Below are 26928 nucleotides of genomic sequence, written 5' to 3'. Positions count from 1 at the left end.
TGGAGATGGCAGAGTTAGTTGTTTTGCCAGCCCAGGGCTTTAATGTCTTGCATGAGTTGGGGATCAAGGTTGTCCAGAACCGCATTGTTTTCGATATGGCTTAGCATGGGTACTCCCGAAGTGGAATTTGCGCTGTTTAGCTTGGCTAAACCAAGATACCCGACTGGTGAGCTTGGGAAGTCAGAAATCAGCTGCTGATATTGTTGCTTTGCAGCATTTATGTCACCGCGCTCGGCCAGTTTAAAAGCCAGGTTGTACTGATGGCTAATCGCAACAGGGTCCAACTGGTGCGCCTGTTGTAAGGCCTGCCACGCATCCTGGCTGCGGCCAAGCTGTTCTAAAGCGACAAAGCGCCATAAATGAGCCTGAGCCAAATTCGGGTTCAGGCTAAGCGCTTTATCCAGCGCCGGTAGCGCGGCATCGTAGTTACTTTGCAGGTAAAACAGTAATAAGCCGCGCACGGCATGGGCTTCGGCCAGTTCGGGCGCACGTACCAATGCCTTTGCCAGCTGTTGTTCCGCCAGAGTGGCGGCAATATCGGCTTTTAATACACCAAAACTGGCACTGCCCTCGGCCAGTAAAATAATGGTATCGGCCAGTGCCACATAAGCCATGGCGTATTCCGGGTCGAGCGCCAGCGCCTGTTCGAATAAGCGGCGCGCTTCTTTAATTGATTCTGTGGTTTGTAATCGATATTGTTCGCGACCACGCAGGTACATCATATAGGCATCGGTACTGGCAGTATTATTCAGGTTAGTCAGGCTGCCTGCTGCTAAATAACGTTGTTGCAGCAAGTTAGCGATAGCCCGGGCGATTTCGGTTTCTACCGCAAAAATATCGCTCAGTTCCCGCGAAAAGCTCTGGCTCCATAACGTCATACCGTCTTTGGCATTAATCAGCTCTACCCGCAGCCGGATTTGATTGCCAATTTTATGAATGCTACCACTCAGTAAGGTATCAACCTGCAAACGCCTGGCAATATCCACCGGTAGCAGGTTTTTCCGGGCTACATTAAAACCGGCACTGGCCGAAGCGACCTGCAACCCTGGCACCCGGCCAAGCAGGCTAGCCAGCTCTTCAGTAACACCGGCTGCCAGGTACTGCTGGTCGTTATCGGGGCTTTGATCCCGAAATGGCAGCACCGCAATAGAACTGGCTTTAATGCTGTTTTCCAGACCTTCACTGCGTTTGGCAAAGTCAGTACGGGCGTTGTCGAAATAATGCAGGCCCAGCATTAAGGAGCCCACCATCACTACGCTTAAACCCAACCACCACTTAGGCCCCAGAGGCTTGGGGTTTTCGCTGTAATCAACTTCGGTAACCTTTACGCCCTGTGGCGTAATATCAAAATACCAGGCCAGGTAAAACACCACCGGAAAGCAGGCAAACAGGAAAATCGTCAGGCTGGTGGCAACAAAGGGACTTAAGTTTAAAAGCGGGGTAACCACAGCGATAATTTGTAACAGTAGCCAGATAACGCCCAGAAACGGAATAAGGGTTTGAATAACTTTGCGTCGGCGTAGTTCTGATAAAAACCGCATTACTACTTTCACGCTTGTCTCCCTGACCCTGAAATAGTGGCGCCAACCTGAACTGATAAACTATATAATTTAGCAGCTTAGTATTATCAGAGTAAGCGTAGCAGGCAGCCGATATTTTAACCAAGTAAAGCGGGATAAAATTTACAAACTTAAAAATAGCGCAGCTTGCCGCAAATTGTGGCTAAAGTGTTTCAAAATATTACCAGGCTAATGACTCTGCTGCCTTTAACACTTAACATGGCCTTGTAAATAAAATGACAACAAGAATTCATCCGGAGAAAAAGATTTGAAATTATCGAAAATTGTGCTGGCCATGGGCCTGGTAGCGGGCATTTCGGCGTGTAGCCAACAACCGGCTGCACCACAGTTACCGCAAGGCGTTAAACTGATTACTGAGCATACTCAGCAGAAAAACGGTGTGTCAGTACCCTACAAAAAATATGAGCTGGACAATGGCTTAACAGTTATTGTGCATGAAGATCATTCTGATCCATTGGTGCATGTAGATGTTACCTACCATGTTGGCTCTGCCCGGGAAGAGCTGGGTAAATCGGGTTTCGCGCACTTTTTTGAACATATGATGTTTCAGGGCTCAGAAAACGTTGGCGATGAAGAGCATTTTCGGATTGTGACCGAAGCCGGTGGTACGCTAAATGGCACAACAAACTCTGATCGTACTAACTACTTTCAGACAGTACCATCAAATCAGCTGGAAAAAATGTTGTGGTTAGAAGCAGACCGGATGGGTTTTTTACTGGATGCCGTAACGGAAGAGAAGTTTGAAGTACAACGCGAAACCGTGAAAAACGAACGTGGTCAACGTGTTGATAACAGACCCTACGGCCGCCTGGGGGAACGGGTATCGCAAGCCTTGTACCCGGTAGGACATCCATACTCATGGCCGGTAATCGGCTATATGGATGATTTAAACCGGGCCAATGTTAACGATGTTAAAGCGTTCTTTTTACGCTGGTACGGCCCCAATAATGCCACTATTACGATTGGTGGCGCGGTAACCGCCCAAGAAGTCCTCCCGTTAGTAAAGCAGTACTTTGGTTCAATTCCCCGTGGCCCTGAAGTGACCGCAGCGGCGAAGCAACCGGTATCACTGGATAGCAACCGTTATATTTCAATGGAAGATAACGTCCATTTACCGCTGCTTTATATGTCTTATCCGACGGTATACCTGCGTAACGAAGATGAAGCCGCGCTTGATGTACTGGCCGAGATCCTTGGCGGCGGTAAAAATTCTATTTTCTATAAAAATCTGGTGAAAACTCAGGTCGCGGTACAAGCTACGGTGAACCATCCCTGTGCTGAGCTGGCCTGTACCTTCAACTTATTAGCCTTGCCACACCCGACATCGGGTAAAAACCTGGCAGATATTGAAGCATTAATGCGGGACAGCCTGGCCGAGTTTGAGCAGCGCGGCGTGAATGACGACGACCTGCTAAAAGTGAAAGCACAAATGGAGGCCAACACGATTTATGGTCTGCAAAGCGTATCGGGTAAAGTAAGCCAGCTAGCAATTAATGAAACGTTGACCGGCAATCCGGACAACCTGCAGAACGATTTAAACCGGGTTAATAAAGTCACTAAAGAAGACGTAATGCGGGTGTACAATACCTACCTCAAAGGTAAAGGTGCAGTAGTGATGTCAGTGGTGCCGCGCGGTAAGCTGGAGTTAATTGCTGCTGCGGATAACTTTACCCCGCAAGAACAGGATTTTGGTGGCCCTTCTACCACCAGTGCCGACGATTTGCAGGTGAGGCGTGCCACCGATGACTTTGATCGCAGTGTAGAGCCACAAGCCGGAGTTAATCCTGCCGTTACGGTGCCAGCATACTGGCAAAGCAGTCTGGACAATGGCATTAAGGTATTAGGTGCGGCCAGCGATGAAACGCCAACTACTGCAATGTTGTTGAAATTAAACAGTGGTTTGTATTACGAAAACCCGGATAAAACCGGCTTAAGCAGCATGTTAACCGCGATGCTGAACGAAGATACCAAAAACTTCAGCGGTGAAGAAATTGCTCTGGAATTAGAGAAGCTCGGTAGTTATATCAGCATCAGCGCCAGCGATGAACATATTCAGCTTTATGTGTTAAGCCTGAGCAAAAACCTGGATAAAACCATCGATATTCTGATGGAGAAAATGCTGCAACCGGCGTTTAACGAAGACGATTTTAATCGCTTGAAGCAACAACGTTTACAAGGCATTCAACAGTCTGAGAAGAATGCGGGCTACCTGGCCAGCAATGCATTTCGTAAGCTGATGTATGGCGACAGCATTTTAGGTCAGCCTGGTGGTGGTACCTTAGCCAGTGTCACTAACCTGAGCCTGGAAGATGTAAAAGCGTATTATCAAAGCCACTTTAAGCCTGATGGTGGCCAGTTAATCGTGGTGTCAGATTTAGCGAAGGACAAGCTGCAGCAGGCGATTACGCCGCTTACGCAGTTTACCGGTAAAGCACCGGCGGTAAATGTTAAGGTGCCAGCAGATACCAGTCGTGGCTCGGTTATTTATCTGGTGCATAAAGATGATTCACCGCAATCAGAGATCCGTATCGGTAAGCGCAGTTTGTCTGAGGATATTACCGGTGAGTACTTTAAAACAGGCTTAGCTAACTTCACCATTGGTGGTAATTTTAACAGCCGGATAAACCTTAACTTGCGGGAAGACAAAGGCTATACCTACGGTGCCCGTACCGGGTTTAACGCAGATGGTTATACCGGGGTGTTTATTGCCTCAGCCGCGGTGCGGGCTGATGCCACAGCCGCGTCAGTAAAAGAGTTTATCGACGAGCTAAACCGCTTTAGTGCAGAGGGGGTTACTGATCCTGAGCTGGCATTTATGCGCCGGGCGCTGAATCAGCGTGACGCTTTAAAATACGAAACACCGAACGCTAAATTGGGTTTCTTAGCCCAGATCCTGCAGCATGATCTGGCGCCGACCTTTGTTGATGAACGCAATTCGATTATTGCCACTATCAGTAAAGAAAATATTAACCAGTTGGCAAAACAACACTTTAATCCAAAAGATATGGTGATTGTGGTGGTGGGTGACTCTGCCGTGTTACGTCCGGAACTGGAAGCTCTGGGATATCCGGTAGAAGATTTATCGTTATAAGAATTATGAAGTAGCAGAACGCCACCCCCGGGTGGCGTTATTATTCGCGAGGTGTTTTTCTGTCCGGCACCGGGGTAATACTGGCATTTTGCTGGTCCAGCCCCTAAAGTGGCAGAGTATGGCAAATTTAAGAGGCAGATAAATGGTTATCGGGTTATGGCTGGCCAGCCTGCTATTAGCATTGTTGACGTTATTACCGTTGTGGCGGTTTGAAGCATGGTGGGTTCGCGGTCTGGATTTTCCAAGGTTGCAGCTGGCGGTGCTCGCTGTGGTGATTGTCGTTCTGCAGCTGCTTTTTACCGACTTAACTCAGTTTAATCAGTGGTCGATGTTGCTGATAAGTAGTGGCTGCCTGTTATTTCAGCTGTGGTGGATACTGCCTTACACGCCGTTATTTAGTAAAGAAGTTATGGCAACGGCGGCCGATAGCACGAGTCCCTGCATTGCTATTCTCAACTCAAATGTGCTGGGCCCAAATCGCAATGCACAAGCCCTTATTGATTTGGTTAAACAACATCAGCCCGATATTCTGGTGACGTTAGAGTCCAATAGTTGGTGGCAGCAGCAGCTGGACCAGTTAAGTGATAGTTACCCACACAGTGTTAAATGTCCGCTGGATAATTTGTATGGTATGCATGTTTACTCACGCTTGCCATTACATAATGCCTCGTTGCAGTTTCTGGTCGAAGAAGGGGTACCTTCTATTCATGCTGAAGCAGAGCTGACTGATGGTAGCCGGATTGCCGTACACTTTTTACACCCTGCACCGCCGAGCCCGTCAGAAAACTACAGCTCTGAAGAACGTGATGCCGAATTACTGGTGGTGGCATCCAGTGTTAAAGATGTGACAACGCCAGTCATTGTCGCCGGTGATTTAAATGACGTTGCCTGGTCGGAAACAACCCGGCTATTTCGGAAGATCAGCGGATTGCTTGATCCCCGTATCGGCCGCGGTATGTTTAACAGTTTTCATGCCGATTACCCTTTTATGCGCTGGCCGCTGGACCACATATTTCATAGCAGCCACTTTACCTTGCAACAGTTACAGCGGCTGCCTTCTATTGGCTCAGATCATTTCCCCATGCTGGTCAGGTTATGTTACACCGGTAGGCAGCAACCGCAGGATGGCGTTGATCCCGATCAGGACGATAAACAGCTGGCGCAGGATAAAATGATGGCGCAAGCTGTAGCACCTGATCAGGTGCACCGTCCCGAAACTCAGGCGGTTCCATAATTAGATTTAATATTATTTAAGCTGTGCAGCTGAATCTTCACTTTTCACGAGCTGACAGTTTAATAACGGATTATTTATGCAATATTCAGTACTTGGTAGCAGCAACATTGATGTTTCCCGTGTTTGTTTAGGAACCATGACCTGGGGCACCCAGAATACTCAGCAAGATGCCGATGAACAGTTGGCATATGCTCTGGAGCATGGGGTTAATTTTATTGATACTGCAGAGATGTATTCTGTGCCACCAACTGCTGAATCTTATGGTGCGACGGAGCGGATCATTGGCGATTGGCTGCGCCGTAACAACGATAAGCGATCAAAGCTTATTATTGCCAGTAAAATGGCGGGTAGTGGCCTGTCGTATATTCGTGATGGCGGCATCATGACCGCACAAACGTTATTGCAGGCGGTCGATGACTCGTTAAGCCGGCTGCAAACCGATTACCTGGACCTGTATCAGCTGCACTGGCCCAACCGTGTTTCGCCGCACTTTGGCAGGCATAGCGTTGGTCGTATTGGTTTTTCCGACGTTGATACCGGCGAACAAACCGAGCAAATGCTGGGCTTACTGCAAGCGCTGGATAGTTGTGTCAAAGCCGGCAAAATTCGTTTTTGTGGTTTGTCTAATGAGTCGCCGTGGGGCATTAGCCAATATTTGCAGTTAAGCCTTGAGCACAACTTGCCCAGAATGGTCTCTATTCAAAACGAATTCAGCCTGCTGCACACCAAAGACTGGCCCTATTTAATTGAGCAGTGTATTCATGAAAATATAGCGTACTTACCCTGGTCGCCATTGGCGGGCGGCGCTTTAACCGGCAAATACCTGCACGGTGCAAGGCCACAGGGTAGCCGCTGGAGCATGCTGCAGCGTAATGGCCTGTTTCGTGATACTCCTCAATCGGCCACAGCGATAGCTGATTTTGTAGAATTGGCTGCCAGCCATAAACTTGATCCAGCTCAATTAGCCTTAGCATGGGTCAATCAGGTAGAGGGGGTTACGTCGACTATTATAGGGGCGACTACTATGATGCAGTTACAACAGAATATTGCGGCGTGGAATATCAGTATCAGCCAGACACTGCTGGATGATATCAGCCAGTATCTGAAACTGCATCCACAGCCATTTTAAGTTTATGTACCAGGATTACTCATGGAATTTTTAGCCTTTACGACTGAGACGCTTGGTACGTTAGCGCTGGTCGTGGTCGTCTCCATTTTATTACTGGCAACCATTACGGTGCTGCTACGTAGGCGAGTTAAAAGCGCTGAGCAAAGCCAGGTTCAGGCCAATGTCAGGGTGCAACAGCTGGCGGAGCGTTTACATCGTATCGCTGCCAGAGTGCCTGGTATGGTGTATGAATTCAGGCTGGATAATGACGGGAACTTTACCTTTCCTTATGCCAGTGATGCCATCCGTGACTTTTATCGTATCAGCCCGCGAGATGCTAAACGGGATGCATTGCCAGTGCTGGAAGTGATTCATGAAGAGGATCGGGAAGGCATGCTGCAATCTATTTATCAGTCTGCTGAAAGTATGACACCGTGGCGCCATGAGTACAGAGTAGTTACCGAGCAGGGCACCATACGTTGGTTGTTCGGTAATGCAATACCCGAGCGTGATGCGCAAGGTGTGAGCTGGAGTGGTTTTATTACCGATATTTCCCAGCGCAAGTCTGCCGAGCAAAAAATGCATCAGTTGGCCTATTATGATGGCCTAACCGGTTTGTATAACCGACGAAAAATTCAGAAGTGTTTGCAGGAGTTGTGTGCCAAAGAGGCTGGTGAGCAGCGCGCAGTGGTGTTAATTGACGTCGATCACTTTAAACGTGTCAACGATACCCTGGGCCACAAAGCCGGTGATGAGCTGCTGCGGCAGGTTGCTGAGCGGTTACAACATCATGCGCCCGCTGGTAGTGCATGTGGCCGCTTAAGTAGTGATGAATTCGTTATTCTGGTAACAGAATTACCAGGACAGCTGCCTGAATATACCAGTCAGCTGGAACGGTTTGCTTTAACCCTGCGGCATAATTTGCAACAGCCCTATGATATTAATGGTCATTATTTTAAAAATAATTTCAGTTTGGGGTATTGCGTCATTAATGACAGTAGCGTTAGCGCTGATCAACTATTAAAGCAGGCTGAAATGGCGGTCTCTCATGTAAAAGCGGCAGGTGGCAATGGCCAGCAACTTTTTGCGGCCAAAATGTATCAGCAACAGCAGCATCGTAATGCTATTGAGTTAGCACTGGCCGAAGCGGTGTCGGCAAAGCAGCTGAGTGTCCATTACCAGCCACAAATTGCTGACAATGGCTTAGTCAGCGGTGTCGAGGCGCTGCTGCGCTGGAATCACCCACAGCTTGGTTCAGTATCACCGGCACTTTTTATTCCACTGGCAGAGCAAAGCGGCCAGATTGAAGAGATTGGTTACTGGGTATTGCATCATACCTGCCAGCAGCTGCAAAAATGGCAGACCGATCCCAAACTTGCCGGTTTAACCATGTCTGTCAATATCAGCGCCAGACAGTTCTATTTACCTGATTTTGTCAGCATCATTTCACAATGTCTGGATAAATATGAACTGGCGCCGCAGTTACTTATTCTGGAACTGACAGAGAGTTTAATTCTGGCGAATCTGGACGATGCTGTTGAACGCATGCTGCAAATTAAACAACTGGGTGTCAGATTTTCCATGGACGATTTTGGTACCGGCTACTCATCGTTATCGTATTTATCGCGACTGCCGTTTGATGAAGTAAAAATTGATCAATATTTTGTGCGTAGCGGCAGTTCGGGTAACCCAAGAGATTGGGTTATTGTTGACGCCATAATTGGTATCGCCAATACCTACGGCATGAAACTGGTGGCGGAAGGAGTGGAAACCGCAGTACAACATAACTTGCTGCGCCAGAGCGGCTGTCTTTGCTATCAAGGCTATTTATTCGCTCGTCCGGAACCAGCGTCTGAAACAGCAGCCTGGATAAAACAACAACAGACATCAGCAACTGAAAGCTGAATAATAGAATTACACATTTAACAAATACGGGGTGCAATCCCTTGTTAACTGAACGCTCAGGCATTAAGCTCACTGTAAATAAAACCATGATTTGTCAACCGGCGGAATGATACTGTTATGAAGCAAATGATTGAGCAAGCGACTAATTTACCTAGTATTCCAGAAGTGGTTCAAAAACTGATTGCCAGCATGAGGGATGAGGATGTCTCAACAGAGAAGTTGGCCGGTATTATTACCAGCGATCAGGCGATTACTGCAAAAGTATTGCGTCTTGCTAACTCGGCTCATTATGGTGGCCAGCGTAAAGTGGGTTCGGTTAAAGATGCTTTGGTAGTACTAGGCAGGGACGCACTTCGCACCTTGGTACTTTCTGTCGGCTTGGTATCCAGTTTTAAAGCGCCGGCCAGTTTTGATTTAAAAACCTATTGGCGCAGATCATTTATGATGGCCAACCGGGCGAAATGGCTGGCTAAATTAAACAATGTTGACGCAGAAATTGCTTATACCTGTGGCTTATTGCATGGAATTGGTGAGTACCTTATTCACATTGTTAAGCCTGAGCTCGCTCAGACTATCGATCAACAAGTAGCCGGTGGGGCGCCTCGACGCAAAACCGAGCTTGAATTATTTGGTTTTGATTACACCATGGCTGGCAGCGAACTGGCGAAACACTGGAAATTTCCGGACGAAATAGCTGAGGCAATTCGATGGCAGCATCAACCCGCTGGCAGCGGCACTTTGTTGCCTTACGCCACACTGATGTATCTGGCCCGTTATATGATTAATTACAACGATAAGGTCGCGCAAGGCGTTTTTGACGACTTCCCGGTTAAACTGGTTCATGCTGCACATCTTAGTTTAGAAACCGTGTATTTAAGAATGGAAAAGTTTGCGGAAGCGGACGACGATATTCTGACACTACTGCAGTAATATCGGCAAAGCGGGTAGCGGTAAGACATCGATTGCTTACCGCCAGTCAGATATAAGTGGTACTAGTTCAGGGCAAATGATTTAACAATGGGCTTCAAGCTTTTGGAGAAAAATGTCATGTACGGAGTAAAATTCGCTTTTGCGTCTGCTTTTATCGTAATCGTGTTGGTATTTATAAGCTATTCGGCTGACAGCCGCGAAAATGCCGCAGTTCCACCTTCTTTTAACCAGCCTGCCGAAAATCTGCTAACTGGTGGCCAGCCGACGCAGGCCGAGTTGGCAATGCTGAAAGCCGCTGGCATTACCAAGATTATTAACCTGCGGGGGGCAGAGGAGTCGATTTCTTATGATGAACAGGCAGAAGTCGAAGCGCTTGGCATGACTTATAGTGCTTTGCCGGTTGCTGGCGCCGGTGATGTAACAACTGATAATGCCCGTGCGCTTTATCAGTTGTTACAAGGTGATGAAAAAGTGTTTGTGCACTGCGCGTCAGGTAACCGGGTGGGGGCACTGCTTGCCATTGGCGCCCATGAAATTAATGGTAAACCTGTTGAGGAAGCGCTGGAGTTTGGCCGCGCCGCCGGCTTAAGCTCACTGGAGCCGAAAGTAAAAGCGGTGCTGACCGATAAAGCTAAGCAGTAACACCAAGCCTTATGCTACTGACAGCGTCAGCACGACATACATTACGATGTGGCTGATCACGACTACCAATGTCAGGGCATTTCGCAGGTTTTGGTAATCTTTACTGTAATGCCGGTTAATACCAGAGCCGAACTCTGCTATTCGCAGCAGCAAAAACAACAACGCTTGCAACAGCAGAAAATAACCCGGTAGCAGCGCCAGGCTGACAATACTGACTACCGGAAAACTGACTGCCAGTAAGGCGAGCTTATTTTCTGCAGCGGAGTTATGCTGCTGGTGCAGCACCGGCCAGAGTACACCGGCCATAAAACCCAGAATAAGTGCGCTGTACAGCTGATAAAGCTGCAATAGCGGGGCGCTGCCAGCCAGCCAGTGCATATGCCACTGCATATGATAGGCCAGCGGCAGCAAAACAAAAGGCAGCAAGCCAGCATAGCCCAGTATGTTAGTTAGTTTCATGGTTAACCTCGACTTTTCAGCTATTACGCCAGCGCCTTTGTCTGTGATCAGATTAGCAGAGCGTTTATCCAGCTTAAATACAAGGGTAAGCCTACTAACACATTGAGCGGGAAGGTAATACCCAATGCCGCCAGCAGTGCCAGACCTATATCGGCCTCGGGGATTGCCGCCCGGATTGCTGCCGGTGCCGCGATATAAGATGCGCTGGCCATTAAGCCCGCCAGCACCAGAATACTGCCACTGCTTAATCCCAGCATTAAGCCAAGAGCAATCCCAAACCAGGCCAGGACAAAAGGGGCAATTAAGGCAAATAGCATCAGCCGCCATTGTGTTAAAGGCAGTGGCGAGCAGACTTTAGCGGTACACAGGCCCATTTCCAGTAAAAACAGTGCCAATAAGGTACTAAAGCCACCCATTAATACCGGAGTAATGCCTGATAAACCTTGTGGCCCGTACAACCAGCCAATGAGCATGCCACCGCCCAGCAACAACACGCCACGGCTGGTGAGTGCTTCATGCAAAATGGCCAGCGAGCCGGCTTTGCTGCCGTTAAGATAGCGAAACAGCCATAGCATGGTGACGATAGCAGGCAGCTCCAGCAATACCAGATACAAGGTGGTTTGTGGTGCCATGGGTAAGTTGTGGTGAATAGCCAGCGCCATTACCACGGCAAAGGTACCGGCGCTAACCGAGCCATAGTGCGCTGCCACACTGGCAGCATTGGCACTGCTAAGCTTTACCAGTTTGCGTAGCAATGGATACAACAGTAGTGGCAGTGCCACGCCGGTCGCGGCAATCAACCCTAGTTCTGGCAATATTGGTAGTAATGGCACACCATGCAGCGCCATACCGCCTTTTAACCCTAACGTTAACATCAGTAATATCGACAGGGTTTCATAAATAGGCAGTGGGACTTTTAAATCTGATTTAACTAAACCGGCCAGCAGGCCAAGGGCAAAAAAGGCAATAACAACATCTGGCATAATAAGCTCCGCTCACTTTCCACTTTCTTAGTGCAATGTGCTGAGTGTGCCGAAAAAAATTACTATTTCATAGCGATTAATGCGGTGCTGGCAAGATCTGCTAGCTTGGCTCAGGATACAGCAGCGCAAGGCGCTCCTGTTCAGTTAATATACCAGTTAGAATAGTGCGTCGGCGCAGTTTGCACATGCGCTCGCCTTCGTCCAGCAGTTCCCGTTGAAATAACTCGGGCTGATCAATACAATCCAGAATACTGTGCCAGTGAATATAGGCGCTGTGGCGCAGCTGGCCGGCCTGATAGCGCTGCTCCAGTCGCTGATACACTGCTGTTACCCGTGAAGGCTCAGCCAATAGCTTGGCAACCATGGCCTGGTGCAGGACTAAAATGTGTTTGTCGGTCGCGTCATGCGCTTTGGTCCTGACGCGGTTAAGCCTCGTTCTGCGCGGTCTCACAAAGCACAGTTACCATCAGAGCAGTTGGCACGGCTGCGAGCCCAAAAACCATAGGCTTTACTGGCCAGCCAATAGCAAGGGGGTAGCCGTAAAAAGGCAACCAGCTTGCGATAGCCTGCCAATTGCCAGTAATGGAGGCTGGCGTCGATTCCGATAATAAAATGATCCTGATCCCATAAATGAATTTGCTGCATCATCGCACTTTTGCTTACGCCAGCATAACCGCTAAAATCATCAGCACTAATATCGACCAGTTGCAGGTGAGGCGTTAGCTTTGGTGCTAATGCGCTTATTTCGCGTTGACACATTTTGCAGCTGCCATCATAAAACAGTTTTTTCATCATTAGATCCAGTTAGCCATCATGGCACCTGTTACGGTGCCATGGCTATTTCGATCAATCTCATTTTAGTAACAGTTCATCTACGCTGCCCTGTGCCAGCGGGTGATAGCCTGGTCGTGCTTTACTGTATACGGCTTTGGCAAATGCCAGCCCTTCTGGTGTTGTGGCCAGCTGCTTATAAAGCGGAATAATCAGTTTGCGCCGGCCAATATTGATCAGGTATTGCTGCAGCTGCGGCATTATGGGCTGATAACCGGTTTTCAGCGCCAGTAAATACCAGGCATGAGCAATTTCACTATTGGCAGAGGTGGTGAGCGTAAAGCGATTATCCAGCGCAACCATTTGTTCCGTGCTTAAACTAAGCGGTAAATTATTAATAAAATACAGCCACTCATGCACGGTCCAGCCGGCTGCAGGCAGCGATGCAAGATCTGTAGTGCCGTTCAGCCAGTTGTTAATGTGCTGCTGAACATTAACGAAGGCATCAGATTGCGGCTGTGGTGTGCCTGCTGGTAAGCCTGGCTGATAAATCCAGGTTTTGGCTTGCTCCAGTGACACTACACCCGGATGTTTTTGCAGCAGGTTTTTATCCAGATAATTTATAAAGGTTTCGGTATCAATACTTTGAAACGCATGGTCGGCAAAGTACTGGCGCACAAAAGGGTCAAATTTATCGCGGCCAAATTGTTGCTCCAGAAACATTAAAAACAGCTGGCCCTTGGTATAGGGTACACCACTGAAGGCATCGTCCGGGTCGCGACCCTGTAATTCGATATGCAAAATACTGTCGTTGGGGCTTAATTCGGTTAATTCGTCTTTTAAACCCTGTACTGACAACGCTTGCTCCATAACGGCGCGGTCAGTACCAAAAACCTGTTCCATAATCCGGTTTTCAACATAAGAGGTAAACCCTTCGTTTAACCACAAATCGCGCCAGGTAGCATTGGTGACCAGGTTACCTGACCAGGAATGGGCCAGCTCATGGGCGATAAGATTAACCAGACTGGCATCACCGGCCACCACCGTGGGGGTAATGAAGCTCAGTACCGGGTTTTCCATGCCACCGAATGGGAAGCTTGGCGGTAAAATCAACAAGTCGTAACGGCCCCAGCGGTATTCACCATAGAGTTTCTCAGTAGCGTCAATCATCGCCTGAGTGCTGGTAAACTCGCTGGCCGCAGCATTAAGAATGTAGGGTTCAGCATAGACGCCGGTTTGTTCGCTCATCGCTTTAAATTGCAAATCACCAGCGGCAATGGCAATTAAGTACGCCGGAATAGGTTTTGGCATGGCAAACTGATAATCCCCATCGCGCGCAGCGGCAGGGTTATTGGGTGCACTCATTAATACCAGCACATTTTCCGGACTTTGAATGCGTGCGCTGTAAGCCATGCGTACCGCTGGCGTATCCTGAATTGGGATCCAGCTGCGGGCATGAATGGCCTGGTTCTGGCTGAACATAAAGGGCGTGGTTTTACCTGCCGTCTGGGCCGGCGTTAACCACTGCAGGCCTGAGGCCTCCGGGGTAGAGCTATAGTAAATTCGCAGGGTTTTAGCCGCAAAGTCAGGTCTGATGGTGAGCTTGCTACCCAGCACGGGATCGCGTTCTGCCAGGCTAAAGGCTACTTTTTGCCAGCTGCCATCGTGTGCTTTGGCATACGCGCGGTCAATGACTAAATCGCGGGTATCCAGATGAACCACGGTCTGGTTTTTATCCAGCCAGTTAAGCTGTAAGTCGGCGAAGCCGCTTAAGGTTTTTTTCTCAAAATCCATGCTAAGGTCAAGGTGTAAATGGGTCACTGTGACTTGCTGGTAATTGGCATAGGTATAATGGTCAGTAGCACTGCTGGCGGCAAAACTGCCCAGCAACAAGGCGCAAAAAATAACAAGACGGTGCAACATAATTTATCCTTAAACAGCGTTAATGCCACTAGTGTAATACTAAAGCCGGAGTGGGCATAGTGTTGCCTGGTATTGCGTAGTACAGTTTACCACCGTGTAAAAACGCCGGCCAAAGCTTGTCAGCGGCGAAACCTTTGGCTATGTTGAACACAATAAAAAAACAAGGCTGTATTATGTTATCTAAACTGGGTTGGCAATTGTTGCGACTAAGCCGCAAGTTATGGGTTCGAACAACGTTGTTTACCCTGCTGGCTTTTTTTACGCCTGCCCTGGGGTTTTTGTTAAGTGATTTAATTCCTGACTCGCTTGGCGTAGCCATCGGTAGTGAAGCGGTAGAGAAAATTCTTACTATTCTCGCCACCAGCATGTTAACCGTAACCACCTTTTCTTTAAGTGTGATGGTAGCGGCATTTAATGCCGCTTCAACGGGTGTATCGCCGCGCGCTACCCGGTTACTGATGGCCGACAGTACCACTCAAAATGCCCTGGCAACCTTTATTGGCTCGTTTCTGTACAGCATTGTCAGTATCGTGTTGCTTAGCGCTGACGTGTATGGTGAAAGTGGCCGGGTGGTGCTGTATATCATTACTATCGGCATTATTTTACTGATAGTGGTGACCATTTTAATCTGGATAGAGCATTTATCCAGTTTAGGCCGGGTGGGTGAGACAGCCGACAGGGTAGAAGATGAGGCTTTTAAAGCAGTGCGGCGCTGCGAGCAACATCCCTGGATGGATGCTAATCAACTTGCCGATTTCTCCGATATTCCGGCCGACGCCAAAGCAATATGTACCGGGCAAATAGGCTATGTTCAGCATATTGATGTTAAGGCGCTGAATAATTGGGCCAATGAACATAATGCGAGGGTGTACATCAGCAGTTTACCCGGCGCGTTTGTCCATAAGAATAGGCCATTAATGTGGTTAAGCGGCGGCGATGCACCGCAAGACGATACGTTGTTAGCAGCGTTTTACCTTAGTGACAATCGTAACTTTGACCAGGACCCGCGCTTTGGTTTGATGGTATTGGCAGAAATAGCGTCAAAGGCGTTATCGCCTGCCGTTAACGACCCCGGTACGGCTATTGAGATTATAGGCCGCGGCCTTAGGGTACTTAGCAACTGGCCGCCTGAAAATTGTCAGACCGAGATAAAATACACAAGAGTATGGGCACCTGAAGTTAAGTTACACGAAGTGTTTGATGACTTTTTCACGCCTATCGCCCGTGATGGTGCGGCTAATATTGAAATCAACATTCGCCTGCAAAAAGCTTTTTTGGCACTGGCTGATTATGGGCCTGAATTTAAACGCTGCGCCAGAGAGCACTCAGCAGCTGCCCTTGCCCGGGCAGAGCTGGCAATCACTTATACGCCAGATATTGCCTTGCTGAAAAAGCTAAACAAACAATTTGATGAGTAATAGAAATTAACCGCTAAAACATACCTTGTTATTGCAAAAGCGTTTGGGTATGTTGGCGGTATTACGTTGTTACCCGATAGGGTTGTTATGTCTGATTTCTCTGCAATTAAACTTACTGAATTCAGCCACGGGGCTGGCTGTGGTTGTAAAATTTCTCCGCAAATACTGGATACCATTCTTAAAACCGATTCAACCTTCAGCGATGGCAAGTTACTGGTAGGCAATACCAGCAAGGATGATGCGGCTGCCTACGATTTAGGTGATGGCACTGCACTGCTTAGCACTACCGACTTTTTTATGCCAATTGTTGATGATGCTTTTGATTTTGGCCGCATTGCCGCCACCAACGCCATTAGTGATATTTATGCCATGGGCGGGCAGCCATTGATGGCGATTGCCATTTTAGGCTGGCCGGTTAATAAGCTGCCGCCAGAGCTGGCGCGCCAGGTATTGGAAGGGGCACGGCATACCTGCAAACAGGCCGGCATTATGTTGGCCGGTGGCCATAGTATTGATGCGCCAGAGCCAATATTTGGTTTGGCGGTAAGTGGTAAGGTGGCGATAAAGCAGTTAAAGCGCAACGATACGGCCGAACCAGGTGATAAGTTGTATCTGACCAAGCCCTTAGGGGTGGGCATTTTAACCACCGCGCAAAAGCAGAAAAAGCTGCATGCCGATCATGCCACTCTGGCGCGCGATAGTATGGTGCAGCTTAATCGGATTGGTGCCGATCTGGCTGCCGTGCAGGGCATCAATGCCATGACCGATGTGACTGGTTTTGGTTTGCTGGGGCACTTAATGGAAATGTGTGAAGGCAGCGCCGTAGATGCCGTATTGGATAATGCGGCGATACCGGTGCTACCTCATGTCACCGAATACCTCGCCAAAGGCTGTATTCCCGGCGGCAGTGCCCGTAATTTTGTTAGTTATGGCGCCAAAGTATCGCCGTTAAGCCCGGCGCAGCAGGCAATATTATGCGATCCGCAAACCAGCGGTGGCCTGTTGTTGGCGGTAAGCCCCAACGCCGAAGCGGCCTTCAGGGACATAGCGCTGGCGTATGATCTGATACTGCAACCCATTGGTGAACTGACTACGCCAGGTAGCGGTCATCGGATCCGGCTGCGATAGCAAACCCAGATATGGCCACTGACTTACCGCTGGTAGCAAACTACCAACAGATCTTGTGCCAGCAGCTACCGCTGCTGGATCTGCGCGCACCGCTTGAATTTGACCGTGGTGCCTTTGCCGGCAGTGTTAATTTACCGCTGATGAGCGATAGTGAACGCACCGCTATTGGCCTGTGTTACAAGCAACAGGGACAGCAAGCGGCTATTGCCCTTGGGCATAAATTGGTACAGGGCGAGCTGAAAACAGCGCGGGTAGCAGCCTGGCGTGATTTTGCCTTAAAGCAGCCGAACGGCCTACTGTACTGTGCCCGCGGCGGGCTGCGCTCACAAATTGCCCAGCAATGGCTGGCCGATGCTGGTGTGGTATACCCCCGGGTAAAAGGCGGTTTTAAAGCATTACGCCAGGCGGCCATTACCGTTATTGACCAGGCTGCCAGCTTGCCCATGCTGTTGCTGGCAGGGCCGACCGGTAGTGGTAAAACCCGCTTGTTGCGTCAGTTGCACGCGGTAGATTTAGAGGCGTTGGCCAATCATCGCGGTTCCGCCTTTGGCCGCAAGCTGGCAGCGCAACCAGCTCAAATACGCTTTGAAAATGATTTGGCCGCGGCGCTGCTGCAAGTTCAGAAGGCTAAACCAGCCTATTTATTGCTGGAAGATGAAAGCCTGCTAATTGGCCAGCGTAATATTCCGCACGGTTTTTTTCAGGCTATGCAGCAAAGTCCGCTGTTGTTACTCGATGAGCCACTCGATGACCGGATTGAGGTTATATTGCAGGATTATGTGGTCGATTTGCTGGTTGAAGCGACAAGTCTGCATGGCGAGCAGGGCTTTGAGCACTTTGGCACCATGCTGCAACAGGCCATGGCACGCATTCGCAAACGCTTAGGTGGTGTTCTTTACTCAGAGCTGAACGGGCTGCTGACAGAGGCTTTAGCTGAGCAGCAACGCAGCGGTGATGTTAGCCTGCACCGGAATTGGATAGCGCGGTTATTAAGCGACTATTACGATCCGATGTACCAGTATCAACTAAAAAAACGCGAGCTGCCGGTATTAATGCAGGGCAATGCCGCAACGCTTAGCCAGTGGTGGCAGCAGCACTCTGTTGTCCGCTAACCTGCTTTTTACTTACGGGCCTTTATTAGTTAAAGGCTTCGTAGAGCACTTAGCTAAGGGCTTAGCTAATGGCTTAGCTGCGGGCAAACCGGCCCAGCTGCTGTTGGGTTCGGGCGGTGCCGCTAAGTAAGTCTTTGGCTGCCTTATCAATTGAGGCCATCTGATGGTGGGCATCTGTGGTAACTTTCTCTATGGCCGTTAAGTGTTGGTGAGTTTGCTGGTAGCGTTGTTCCAGCTGCAATACGGTCTGGCTGATATTCTGTATACCGCTTTTCGCTTGCTGCAATTCTTGCTGTAATTGGCCAAATTCGCCACTGGTATCAGTTATCTGCTGTTGGGCCTGCTGCGCCTGCTGGTTCAGGCTTTGCGATTCGGTGCGCGTTTCGCCCACCAGCTGTTCCATTTCATTTAAAAAGCCGGATATTTGCCTGGTGGCATCGTTTACTTTGGCGGCCAGGATGCGCACTTCATCGGCGACTACGGCGAAACCGCGGCCGGCATCACCGGCCCTGGCGGCTTCAATGGCGGCATTTAACGCCAGCAGGTTAGTCTGATCAGAGAAGGTTTCTACCATAACCAGAATTTGCCGCACATTTTCTGAGTTTTTATGCAGGCCGTTAATGGTGGTGCCAAAGGTATCAAGCAATTTAACTATACCGCCAAGCTGGCCACTTAACTGCTGCATTTGGCCGCTTGCCACTTTGGCTTTATCCACCGCGTGGCCGGATACCTGATTAACTTCATCGCCATGGCGAACTATTTCGGCCAGATCATCCAGCACCTGATCGCTGTCGCGGCGAATTTGACCGCTGCGTTTTTCGGTATCCTGCAAGTGCTGACGGGTACTTTTTACGGCTGTTGAAACCTGTTCATTTATCTGATGTGTTTCCTGTGCCTGTTGGTGTACATCACCCAGCAACACCCCAAGCTGACTTACAAACTGGTTGTACTCCTCAGATAAGGTGCGAAATTCATCAAAGGTAAAGGCCGGCAGGCGCAAGTTTAAATCAGTGCCCTTGCGGTTAGTGTCATGCAGCGCCGCTACCAGCGTTGTTACCGGCCGGACAAATAAATGATGCATATACCCGATGGTAAAAATAAAGGCACTCAAGCCCAGGATCAGCAGGGTCCACCAGCGGCCATTGGCACCACCCTCTGGGTAAGCGAGGTAGAGCGCCAACAGGAAAAAAATAGCTAAAAAGCTGATATTGCCGACGATTTTCCGGCTTAAGGTGCCGAAAAAGGTGCGTTCTATAAAAAGATACAGCGAAGATATACTGCTCATAAGTTGGCAAACCCTGTCAGGCAATAATGAGTTAAATCAGCATATCACAGGGTTTCACTGCTCGCGACCTGTCAGTAGCAGCCAGACATGATCTACCACAACAATTCGTTAATTTACGTTATTACAGTCAACAAGTAGCTGGCGTTTAATGCAGAAAACGCTATAGTTTTTCGGTGTCTAACCTAATAAGAACAATATGTTATGAAAACACGTCTGACAGAAATTCGCTGGGGTGTTATTTTCAGCCTGGTTACCTTGCTATGGCTATGGCTGGAGCAATTAGTAGGGCTGCATGGACCTTATATTGCGCATCATGCCACCTATACCAATTTGTTTGCGATACCGGCTATTACTATTTATGTGCTGGCACTGCGCCAAAAAAAGTGGCGTGATTACAACGGCGTTATGAGCTGGAAACAAGGCATAATAGCGGGGTTACTGATTACCTTAGTCGTGGCGCTTATTAGCCCGGCGTCACAATGGCTGTTCCATTCCATGATTAGTCCGCAATACTTCAGTAACGTTCGAGCCTATGCGGTGGCACAAAATATGATGAGTAGCGAGGAAGCCGCGGCGTACTTTAATTTACCAAGCTACATAAAACAAAGCGTGCTGGGGGCGTTTGTAATGGGCACGGTAACATCGGTGATTGTCGCCTTTTTTCTGCGTACCAGAACGCGACCATAGCGACACTATTGTTATTAACATTAGCAAAGGCAATAACTTAGGGGCCTTGTTTCGCCACTCTGAGCGCCCTGAAAACGAGGCCGGTTAAAAAACCGGCCTTTTTTCTTGCTTTTTAGCTGTCATCTATTAAAGTGATATTAATATGATATCACTTTGAGAGGATGCGTTATGTTGAAGGAACGAATGATTAACAGCAAAGGCGGCTTTGGCATGATTGGCGTACTGCTGATCCTGCAGGTGTTAATGGTCGCGGGAGTTATCGTTGTACCGGGTGTGGCTAAAGCGTTATTTTTACTGGCCGCAATTGTGGTACTGGTGTGCTGGTTTGGCTTTTATATGGTGCACCCGAATCAATCGGCGGTACTGCAGCTATTTGGCCGTTACGTTGGCACCGATTTAAATAACGGTTTACGCTGGTCTAACCCTTTGTACAGCAAGCAAAAAGTATCGCTTAGGGTGCGTAACTTTGAAAGCAGTAAAATGAAGGTAAACGACAGTGCTGGTAACCCGGTGGAAATTGCGGCGGTGGTGGTATGGAAAGTAGTTGATAGCGCCGAAGCGGTATTTGAAGTAGACAACTATGAAAATTTTGTCACGATTCAAAGCGAGTCAGCTATTCGTCATTTAGCGTCGAGTTATGCTTATGATGCCGGTAATGATCAGGACATCAGCCTGCGCAGTAGCACCGATGATATTACTGAATTATTAAAAGATGAAATTCAGGCGCGGCTGAATAAAGCCGGTTTGCAGGTATTGGAATCACGCATTAGCCACCTGGCGTATGCCCAGGAAATTGCCAGTGCCATGCTGCAGCGCCAGCAGGCAGCCGCTATCGTTGCGGCGCGCCGCCAAATTGTTGAAGGCGCAGTCGGTATGGTGGAGTCTGCCCTGGAGCAGTTATCTGCCCGTAACGTGGTAGAGCTGGATGATGAGCGCAAAGCGGCGATGGTAGGTAATTTACTGGTGGTATTGTGTGGTGATCATCATGTGCAGCCGGTACTCAATACCGGCAGTCTGTACTAAAAAGGGGCGGGTGTGGCTAAAAAAGCCTTTGCCTTACGGCTGGATGACAAAATGCTCAGCGCCCTGCAGCGCTGGGCTGATGATGAGTTCAGAAGTGTTAACGGCCAGATAGAATATTTGCTGCATGACGCCCTGCGCAAAGCCGGACGTCTGCCATCAAAAACGCCAGACGATTCTGGTAGTGATGCTGACGACAAAGCAAAGTAAGCCGCCAGCAAGATACGCAACGATCAACTATGCTTTAAGTATTAATAGCGGTTATTGGCAAAGACACCCTGTTTTTGTGTCTGGAAGTTTGACTGATAGCGTTCTGTTCTGTTTATCATCAGGAGTTGACTATGAGTATTGGACTTAAAATTCCAGTAAGAATGTTCAGGCTTGCCGTTGTGATACTTGCCACTGTCGGCATTCTGAGCAGTTGTGACCGGGCAGGGCAGAGGTTGGCCCCAGGTCCGGAGGATTCCGCTGCCGGTGATATCACCGGGCCAGATAAGCCGTTAGGGGAGGTTATGGAGTTCGATGGCTACACCATGCGGACTAGTATCACCCGCGCTACTGTATTAAACCAGAATATGGCGCAAAAGTATGGCATCGAGCAAAATCCGGATCTTGCCCTGCTGAACCTGGTTATTCAGGACAATAATGAGCCGCGCCAGGATGCCACGGTCAGCGCTGAAGTACATGTCGAACATGCAAACCTGCTGGGGCAGACTCAGGTAATTGAGATGCGTGCAGCCGAGACCGATGGTTATATTTCTTACTACGGTACCCTGGATACCAGCTCGCAGCGAGTTTTTCAGCTGAAGGTAACAGCACAGCCAGCCGGAACCGAGCAAATGCTGGAAATGAACTTTGAAGCACGGCTGGACTGGTAAAGGGCTTAGCTGCACCCTTTGGCAGATTATGATGTTAGCTTTAGCGCGGTTTTCCCGCCCGGCAATGAGTAGCGCAGAATACGCCAGAATACCGTGCTGTACTGGCGTATAAAGCTGCCGCTGTTATACGGAATTGCAAATTCTTCAGCAATTGCCTGCACTTGCTTTGCCATCGCAGGGTAATGCCTGGCCGGAATGTCCGGAAATAAGTGATGCTCAATCTGGCAGCTTAGATGACCGGTTAAAATATGCAGCCAGGTCGGGCCGGTAAAATTAGATGAGCCCAGCATCTGGCGATAATACCACTGGCCCCGGCTTTCGCCCTCGCACTCTGCAGCACTGAACACCTGCACCTCTTTGGTAAAATGGCCACAAAAAATAACCGTCGACGTCCACAAATTACGGATAAGATTAGCCAGTAAATTACCCGTTAATACCCACAACCACATTGGCCCGGCAATTAACGGGAAAAACAGATAGTCTTTCAGCAGCTGCCTGGCGCCTTTACCAAAAAAAGCTTTTTTTAACTGGCTGTCAGTAACCTGAGAATGACGGTCTGCTTTTTTGTTACCAGCAAACACCCGCTGCGCCGCCAGCTCGTGATACGACACACCCCACTGAAATAGCATACTTAGCACAAGGTAAGTGCCGCCTTGCCACAGGTTACGCAATCGCCAGCGAAAATCATTACTTAAGCGTAGCAAGCCATAACCAAAGTCACGATCTTTGCCAATAATATTGGTGTAAGTGTGGTGTTCAAAGTTATGCGTACGCTGCCACGAGCCGGCATCACAGGCAATGTCCCACTCAAAGCGTTTGGAATGCAGTACCGGATCGTTCATCCAGTCATACTGACCATGCAGCACATTGTGGCCAATTTCCATATTATCGAGAATTTTAGCCAGGGCCAGTAGCAGCACGCCTAACAGCCACAGCCACGGCGTAATAAAGCCCAGCACCATTAATACACGCCCGCTTAGCGCGCTTAGCCGCTGCACCAGAAAAACCCGGCGGATATAACGCGCATCGGCATCACCCAATTGCTGTTTTACCTGATGTTTCACGCCGTTGAGCGCTTGCTCCAGTGCGTTAAATTGCTCGGTGGAAAGTTTCATCACAGCTCCTGTTACAGCTTAATCACTAATTCGGTTACCGGCTGGCTGACACACAGCTGAATTTGCTCAACGCCATGGCCACTGAGGCTACCCGTTCGAATATCACGCACCTGGCCGGAGACTTTGTCGCAGACGCACTGAAAGCAGACGCCAATGCGACAACCAAATTGCGGGCTAAGTTGATGCTGTTCGGCGTTTTGCAAAAGGCTTTGTTGCGGGTTCAGTGTTACCGCTTTACTGATACCGGCGCGGATAAAATGCCCGGTGAGTGTGGGCGAATCGCTGGTAACTGTTGGCAATGCTGGCATGGCCAAACCAAATTGTTCTTGCTGAATACTCGCTGCATCTACGCCACTGCTAACCAGTGCGGCGCGGATCTGCGCCATAAAAGCTGCTGGCCCGCACAGGAAAAATTGTTTACTAGCCGCATTGGCAATAACCTGCTGTTGCAGGGTTGCCGAGGGGGTAGTGCAGCTGTCTGATAGTTGCAGGCTAAATAATGGCTGTCTGGCAGCAAGCTGCTCAAGCTCGCTTAATAAGGCGGCGTTCTCTTGGCCCCGCACCCGGTAATACAAACTGACCGGCGCCAGCCAGTGACGCTGGCTTAGCAACATGGCCGCAATAGGGGTAATACCGGAGCCGGCAGCAATAAATACCGCTGGCAGGGCAGGTTGCTGCCAGTAAAAATCACCTTGCGCCTGGCTAATATTCAGTAAGCTGTTGTCAGGTAATTGCGCCAACAGCGGAGTAAATTCGCCAATGCTGTTTATTTTGCAGCAAAGTTGTATTTGGCGCTGGCTTTGCCACCGTTTGAGCGACGAACAAATACTAAATGGTCGGCTCAGGTAGCGACCATTATGCTTAAGGGTTAATACAATATGCTGGCCTGGTACAAAGCCCGGCCAGCGGCCCGACACCTTAAGGGTGAGTAACAGCATATCAGGTGTTTGCCATTGCTGGCTTAAAAGGCTTGCCCGGTAAAGTCCGGGTAAAAAGCCGGGCCATAGCCGTTGCAGTAGCGGCAGCAAGTACAAGGTTAATGACGGCTGGTTTGCCAGCATTAAACAAAAATTGCGCCAAAGGCGGGTAAAAAAAGGCTTCACGTGGCTTATCTGCTTTCCGTTAAAGGTTACTACTAAATTTCAGCGCACAGTTGTACACTAAAATATCTGGTTTGGCCAGTTTGTTTTTGTTTTCTGCTTTTTAATTTTTATAAGTTAATGAAATTATATAATTAAATTTTAATTTTGAATGGAGTTGAAATCGAGTTCAGTGAACAGTTGTCCATTTTTTGTGGTGAATTACGGTTTTCACTTGTGGCGGGGCCGTTGAAGTTCGGTCAAACACGGCCCAGCACCGCTGGGGCTGTTGTGTAAATACCTGTTGTTGACTAGGCTCTATATATTCGATGCCTCTAAAGTCTATCCTATTTTGAAAACCTTTCTTAGCGAGCTAAAGCGCCGTGCTGTGGTTAAATCGATACTGGTGTATCTGGGGTTAAGCTGGTTACTGCTGCAAATTATTTCGGTGTTAACCAGTACGCTGGCACTTAACCCGTTGCTGGGCTCAGCGCTGTTTGTGCTGCTACTTTGCAGCCTGCCACTGGTTATCTACCTCGCCTGGTACTGTGATATTAGCTTTGGCGGCATAACACGCACGGCAAGTGTTAATGAACAAGACAAGCCCGCTGCCGCGCCGGGTAGCCGTCAATGGGCCGGTTTAGTTTTGGTTATGCTGGTTAGTAGCTATGTTGGTGTTGAGTACTATGGCGTGCTTGCGCAGCAACAGCTGACAAAGCAACAGGCCGCAACTGCCGCCAGCCAGGCTGGTACCAGCACTATTGCGGTATTGCCGTTTAGTGATGACAGCGCGGCGCAGGATCAAGCCTATTTAGCGCTCGGCTTAGCAGAAGAGATGACCAGCTTGCTGGGTAGTGCTGCCAATTTTAAAGTATCGGCCTCGCGCTCCAGCCAGTTTTTAAGCGAGCAGGGCTTAACCGCGCAGCAAATTGGTCAGCGTTTACAGGTTGATACCGTGCTGACCGGCAGCGTTAAGGCCATAGGTCAGCGGCTGAATGTGCGGGTACAGTTGCTGGATGTTAACAGTGGCAACACCCTCTGGAGCAATACTTATGCCCGCGATCTCGCTGCTGTTGCTGAGCTAGAACAGGAAATTGGCCGCTCGGTAGTCAATACGCTACAGGATAAATATGCAGAGGCCGGCAGTTTTAACAACCTGGCCAGTACCCGCAATGCCGATGCTTATGTGCTGTACTTAAAAGGCCGTGAGCAGTACCGCAAACAAACCACCGAAGCGATGCAGCAAGCCCGCCAGTTATTTGAGCAAGCGGTAGCACTGGACCCTGAGTATGCCAGAGGCTATGTCGGGCTGGCGGATACCCTAATTTTAATGGCTGAGGGAGGCTCAGGTGAGGCAGGCTTTGGTGTAATAAAAACGGATATTGCAGCCAGTTTAGCGCAACAGAATATTGATAAAGCGCTAGCCCGCCAACCCGGACTGGCTGAGGCTCATGCCGTATTGGGCTTAATTTCAGCTATTCAGGGAGATTTAACCAAGGCCATTGCTGATTACGATAGAGCGATTGAGTTGAACCCCAGCCTGGCGATTGCCTATATGTGGAAGTTTCTGGCATTAAATTCTCTGCAGCGTTTTGATGAATCATTACAAGCTTTAGAACAGGCCGAACAACTTGATCCATTATTTCAGACCAATACTTATAATTTAGGTTGGGCATTAAGCCGGGCTGGTCGTTTTGACGAGGCTGCGGCTATTTTTAAACAAATGCAATTGGATTTCCCCCAGTCACCGTTTCCCTATCAGGGTTTGGCTGATATCTATTTTAGTCAGGGCAATTTAGTCGGTGTTATTGCGGAAATTCAGAAGGCAGTAACGGTGTCTCCAGAGAATCAGACATTGGTGAGCAGACTTTTTTTTGCGATGCTAGAGTTGGGATTATTAGACGAAGTTAAAAATAAAGCATCGGATCCTACGTGGCAGCAACTTATTGAGACACACCATGAAAATATGTTGCTTTCTGACAGAAATTTTACAGCATTATTTGAAAGTATGGAGTTTAAGCTGGCGAGCAATCCTGATGATTATTGGATTGCTTTTGAAGTTGCCTGGTATCACTCTATGTTTGGTAGTAAGCAAAAAGCACTGAACTTGTTAACTGAGAAATCTAACCTGATTGAGCCGGCTGATATGTTTGGTATGCCATATTGTTCGCCGGCAATAGAAGTTGCCTGGGCGGAACGCCAGTTGGGGAATGAGGCAAAGGCAGCTGATTTTATTACACAATGCAAAACGCTGATGATTGAACAACTTCAATCTTCTATCACTTATTCAGAGCTGCATTATCTGGCTGCTCGCGTTTATGCGTTGGAGGGGCAATCTGCTAAAGCGATTAATGCTTTGTCTGAGGCTATCGAAAGAGGTTGGCGGGAGTGGTGGACTAAGTATGATCCGTTGCTGGCAAGCCTGGCTGGTGAGCCTGAGTTTCAGCAGTTAATCCAGTTTCTGGACGATGATTTGGCCCGGCAAAAAGCCGAGGCGCTAAAGTTGTTTACTGAATAATGTCGCATAAAAAAACAAAACAGGTTTTCACCTGTTCTGTTTTTTTATTTCAAGATTATAAA

At 48.8% G+C, this 26928-nt stretch carries 23 protein-coding genes; 14 read left to right on the top strand and 9 right to left on the bottom strand.

Annotated features, from left to right (window positions below; translation table 11 throughout):
• Positions 1-14: 14 nt before the first annotated feature.
• The gene (locus B2X65_RS17475; RefSeq protein WP_290614876.1) at positions 15-1553 is read right to left on the bottom strand and encodes a tetratricopeptide repeat protein; all 1539 of its coding nucleotides are present in this window, start codon (positions 1551-1553) and stop codon (positions 15-17) included.
• 274 nt (positions 1554-1827) lie between these two features.
• On the opposite strand from B2X65_RS17475, the gene B2X65_RS17470 reads away from it, so the two are divergent.
• The 6 genes from B2X65_RS17470 (at position 1828) to B2X65_RS17445 (ending at position 10490) form a co-directional block, all read left to right on the top strand.
• Positions 1828-4671 carry a M16 family metallopeptidase gene (locus tag B2X65_RS17470; protein WP_290614874.1) on the top strand — a complete coding sequence of 948 codons (2844 nt, stop codon included), beginning with the start codon at positions 1828-1830 and terminating at the stop codon, positions 4669-4671.
• A gap of 142 nt (positions 4672-4813) precedes the next feature.
• Positions 4814-5905, top strand: a complete 1092-nt coding sequence (locus B2X65_RS17465) for an endonuclease/exonuclease/phosphatase family protein (RefSeq protein WP_290614872.1) — start codon at positions 4814-4816, stop codon at positions 5903-5905.
• Between the two features lie 76 nt (positions 5906-5981).
• On the top strand, positions 5982-7034 hold the full coding sequence (locus B2X65_RS17460; RefSeq protein WP_290614870.1) for an aldo/keto reductase: 1053 nt from the start codon (positions 5982-5984) through the stop codon (positions 7032-7034).
• A gap of 21 nt (positions 7035-7055) precedes the next feature.
• Positions 7056-8918 (top strand): putative bifunctional diguanylate cyclase/phosphodiesterase, encoded by a 1863-nt coding sequence (locus B2X65_RS17455; RefSeq protein WP_290614868.1) that lies wholly within the window; start codon positions 7056-7058, stop codon positions 8916-8918.
• A gap of 117 nt (positions 8919-9035) precedes the next feature.
• Complete coding sequence (locus B2X65_RS17450) at positions 9036-9848, top strand: HDOD domain-containing protein (protein ID WP_290614867.1); 813 nt, start codon at positions 9036-9038, stop codon at positions 9846-9848.
• 117 nt (positions 9849-9965) lie between these two features.
• Positions 9966-10490, top strand: coding sequence for a protein tyrosine phosphatase family protein (locus B2X65_RS17445; RefSeq protein WP_290614865.1), 525 nt, complete (start codon positions 9966-9968; stop codon positions 10488-10490).
• A 9-nt stretch (positions 10491-10499) separates the two neighbouring features.
• Here B2X65_RS17445 and B2X65_RS17440 read toward each other — a convergent pair whose 3' ends face one another.
• The 5 genes from B2X65_RS17440 to B2X65_RS17420 form a co-directional block, all read right to left on the bottom strand.
• The gene (locus B2X65_RS17440) at positions 10500-10949 is read right to left on the bottom strand and encodes a DUF3429 domain-containing protein (RefSeq protein WP_290614863.1); all 450 of its coding nucleotides are present in this window, start codon (positions 10947-10949) and stop codon (positions 10500-10502) included.
• A gap of 47 nt (positions 10950-10996) precedes the next feature.
• Positions 10997-11932: a sodium-dependent bicarbonate transport family permease gene (locus B2X65_RS17435; protein WP_290614861.1), complete on the bottom strand. Its 936-nt coding sequence runs from the start codon at positions 11930-11932 to the stop codon at positions 10997-10999.
• A 100-nt stretch (positions 11933-12032) separates the two neighbouring features.
• Positions 12033-12383: a hypothetical protein gene (locus B2X65_RS17430; RefSeq protein WP_290614859.1), complete on the bottom strand. Its 351-nt coding sequence runs from the start codon at positions 12381-12383 to the stop codon at positions 12033-12035.
• The gene (locus tag B2X65_RS17425; protein ID WP_290614857.1) at positions 12380-12727 is read right to left on the bottom strand and encodes a thiol-disulfide oxidoreductase DCC family protein; all 348 of its coding nucleotides are present in this window, start codon (positions 12725-12727) and stop codon (positions 12380-12382) included. The genes B2X65_RS17430 and B2X65_RS17425 overlap by 4 nt, the downstream gene beginning before the upstream one ends.
• 57 nt (positions 12728-12784) lie before the next feature.
• Positions 12785-14626, bottom strand: coding sequence for a M1 family metallopeptidase (locus tag B2X65_RS17420; protein ID WP_290614855.1), 1842 nt, complete (start codon positions 14624-14626; stop codon positions 12785-12787).
• 173 nt (positions 14627-14799) lie between these two features.
• On the opposite strand from B2X65_RS17420, the gene B2X65_RS17415 reads away from it, so the two are divergent.
• From B2X65_RS17415 to mnmH, 3 genes are all read left to right on the top strand, one after another.
• Positions 14800-16044: a DUF2254 domain-containing protein gene (locus B2X65_RS17415; protein ID WP_290614853.1), complete on the top strand. Its 1245-nt coding sequence runs from the start codon at positions 14800-14802 to the stop codon at positions 16042-16044.
• 87 nt (positions 16045-16131) lie between these two features.
• A complete protein-coding gene (gene selD / locus B2X65_RS17410; RefSeq protein ID WP_290614851.1) occupies positions 16132-17172 on the top strand; it encodes a selenide, water dikinase SelD in 1041 nt (346 codons plus the stop codon).
• Between the two features lie 11 nt (positions 17173-17183).
• Entirely contained in the window at positions 17184-18284 is a 1101-nt protein-coding gene (gene mnmH, locus B2X65_RS17405; protein WP_290614849.1) for a tRNA 2-selenouridine(34) synthase MnmH, read from the top strand.
• A 73-nt stretch (positions 18285-18357) separates the two neighbouring features.
• On the opposite strand, the gene B2X65_RS17400 is transcribed toward mnmH, so the two are convergent.
• Positions 18358-19569, bottom strand: coding sequence for a methyl-accepting chemotaxis protein (locus tag B2X65_RS17400; RefSeq protein WP_290614847.1), 1212 nt, complete (start codon positions 19567-19569; stop codon positions 18358-18360).
• Between the two features lie 201 nt (positions 19570-19770).
• Between B2X65_RS17400 and B2X65_RS17395 the strand changes: the two genes are divergently transcribed.
• From B2X65_RS17395 to B2X65_RS17380, 4 genes are all read left to right on the top strand, one after another.
• The gene (locus B2X65_RS17395) at positions 19771-20256 is read left to right on the top strand and encodes a DUF4199 domain-containing protein (RefSeq protein WP_290614845.1); all 486 of its coding nucleotides are present in this window, start codon (positions 19771-19773) and stop codon (positions 20254-20256) included.
• A gap of 168 nt (positions 20257-20424) precedes the next feature.
• Positions 20425-21279: an SPFH domain-containing protein gene (locus B2X65_RS17390; RefSeq protein ID WP_290614843.1), complete on the top strand. Its 855-nt coding sequence runs from the start codon at positions 20425-20427 to the stop codon at positions 21277-21279.
• Positions 21280-21291: 12 nt separating this feature from the next.
• Positions 21292-21486 carry an Arc family DNA-binding protein gene (locus tag B2X65_RS17385; RefSeq protein ID WP_290614841.1) on the top strand — a complete coding sequence of 65 codons (195 nt, stop codon included), beginning with the start codon at positions 21292-21294 and terminating at the stop codon, positions 21484-21486.
• A gap of 131 nt (positions 21487-21617) precedes the next feature.
• Positions 21618-22154 (top strand): DUF4426 domain-containing protein, encoded by a 537-nt coding sequence (locus tag B2X65_RS17380; RefSeq protein ID WP_290614839.1) that lies wholly within the window; start codon positions 21618-21620, stop codon positions 22152-22154.
• Between the two features lie 26 nt (positions 22155-22180).
• Here B2X65_RS17380 and B2X65_RS17375 read toward each other — a convergent pair whose 3' ends face one another.
• Both B2X65_RS17375 and B2X65_RS17370 read right to left on the bottom strand, forming a co-directional pair.
• Positions 22181-23269: a fatty acid desaturase family protein gene (locus B2X65_RS17375; RefSeq protein ID WP_290614837.1), complete on the bottom strand. Its 1089-nt coding sequence runs from the start codon at positions 23267-23269 to the stop codon at positions 22181-22183.
• 11 nt (positions 23270-23280) lie between these two features.
• Entirely contained in the window at positions 23281-24372 is a 1092-nt protein-coding gene (locus B2X65_RS17370; RefSeq protein ID WP_290614835.1) for a flavin reductase family protein, read from the bottom strand.
• 328 nt (positions 24373-24700) lie between these two features.
• Between B2X65_RS17370 and B2X65_RS17365 the strand changes: the two genes are divergently transcribed.
• On the top strand, positions 24701-26866 hold the full coding sequence (locus B2X65_RS17365) for a tetratricopeptide repeat protein (RefSeq protein ID WP_290614833.1): 2166 nt from the start codon (positions 24701-24703) through the stop codon (positions 26864-26866).
• Positions 26867-26928: the final 62 nt, after the last annotated feature.

Source organism: Arsukibacterium sp. UBA3155 (genome assembly GCA_002364615.1).
GTDB lineage: Bacteria > Pseudomonadota > Gammaproteobacteria > Enterobacterales > Alteromonadaceae > Alishewanella.
This window is presented reverse-complemented; position numbering and strand designations above follow the sequence as displayed.

Bases quoted from the DNA above. Each gene is read 5' to 3' on its own strand.
- B2X65_RS17460 (WP_290614870.1), top strand. From the start codon at position 5,982: ATGCAATATTCAGTACTTGGTAGCAGCAACATTGATGTTTCCCGTGTT.
- B2X65_RS17380 (WP_290614839.1), top strand. From the start codon at position 21,618: ATGAGTATTGGACTTAAAATTCCAGTAAGAATGTTCAGGCTTGCCGTT.
- B2X65_RS17450 (WP_290614867.1), top strand. From the start codon at position 9,036: ATGAAGCAAATGATTGAGCAAGCGACTAATTTACCTAGTATTCCAGAA.
- B2X65_RS17425 (WP_290614857.1), bottom strand. From the start codon at position 12,727: ATGATGAAAAAACTGTTTTATGATGGCAGCTGCAAAATGTGTCAACGC.
- B2X65_RS17465 (WP_290614872.1), top strand. From the start codon at position 4,814: ATGGTTATCGGGTTATGGCTGGCCAGCCTGCTATTAGCATTGTTGACG.
- mnmH (WP_290614849.1), top strand. From the start codon at position 17,184: ATGGCCACTGACTTACCGCTGGTAGCAAACTACCAACAGATCTTGTGC.
- B2X65_RS17390 (WP_290614843.1), top strand. From the start codon at position 20,425: ATGTTGAAGGAACGAATGATTAACAGCAAAGGCGGCTTTGGCATGATT.
- B2X65_RS17395 (WP_290614845.1), top strand. From the start codon at position 19,771: ATGAAAACACGTCTGACAGAAATTCGCTGGGGTGTTATTTTCAGCCTG.
- B2X65_RS17420 (WP_290614855.1), bottom strand. From the start codon at position 14,626: ATGTTGCACCGTCTTGTTATTTTTTGCGCCTTGTTGCTGGGCAGTTTT.
- B2X65_RS17435 (WP_290614861.1), bottom strand. From the start codon at position 11,932: ATGCCAGATGTTGTTATTGCCTTTTTTGCCCTTGGCCTGCTGGCCGGT.
- B2X65_RS17445 (WP_290614865.1), top strand. From the start codon at position 9,966: ATGTACGGAGTAAAATTCGCTTTTGCGTCTGCTTTTATCGTAATCGTG.
- B2X65_RS17375 (WP_290614837.1), bottom strand. From the start codon at position 23,269: ATGAAACTTTCCACCGAGCAATTTAACGCACTGGAGCAAGCGCTCAAC.
- B2X65_RS17400 (WP_290614847.1), bottom strand. From the start codon at position 19,569: ATGAGCAGTATATCTTCGCTGTATCTTTTTATAGAACGCACCTTTTTC.
- B2X65_RS17440 (WP_290614863.1), bottom strand. From the start codon at position 10,949: ATGAAACTAACTAACATACTGGGCTATGCTGGCTTGCTGCCTTTTGTT.
- B2X65_RS17455 (WP_290614868.1), top strand. From the start codon at position 7,056: ATGGAATTTTTAGCCTTTACGACTGAGACGCTTGGTACGTTAGCGCTG.
- selD (WP_290614851.1), top strand. From the start codon at position 16,132: ATGTCTGATTTCTCTGCAATTAAACTTACTGAATTCAGCCACGGGGCT.
- B2X65_RS17415 (WP_290614853.1), top strand. From the start codon at position 14,800: ATGTTATCTAAACTGGGTTGGCAATTGTTGCGACTAAGCCGCAAGTTA.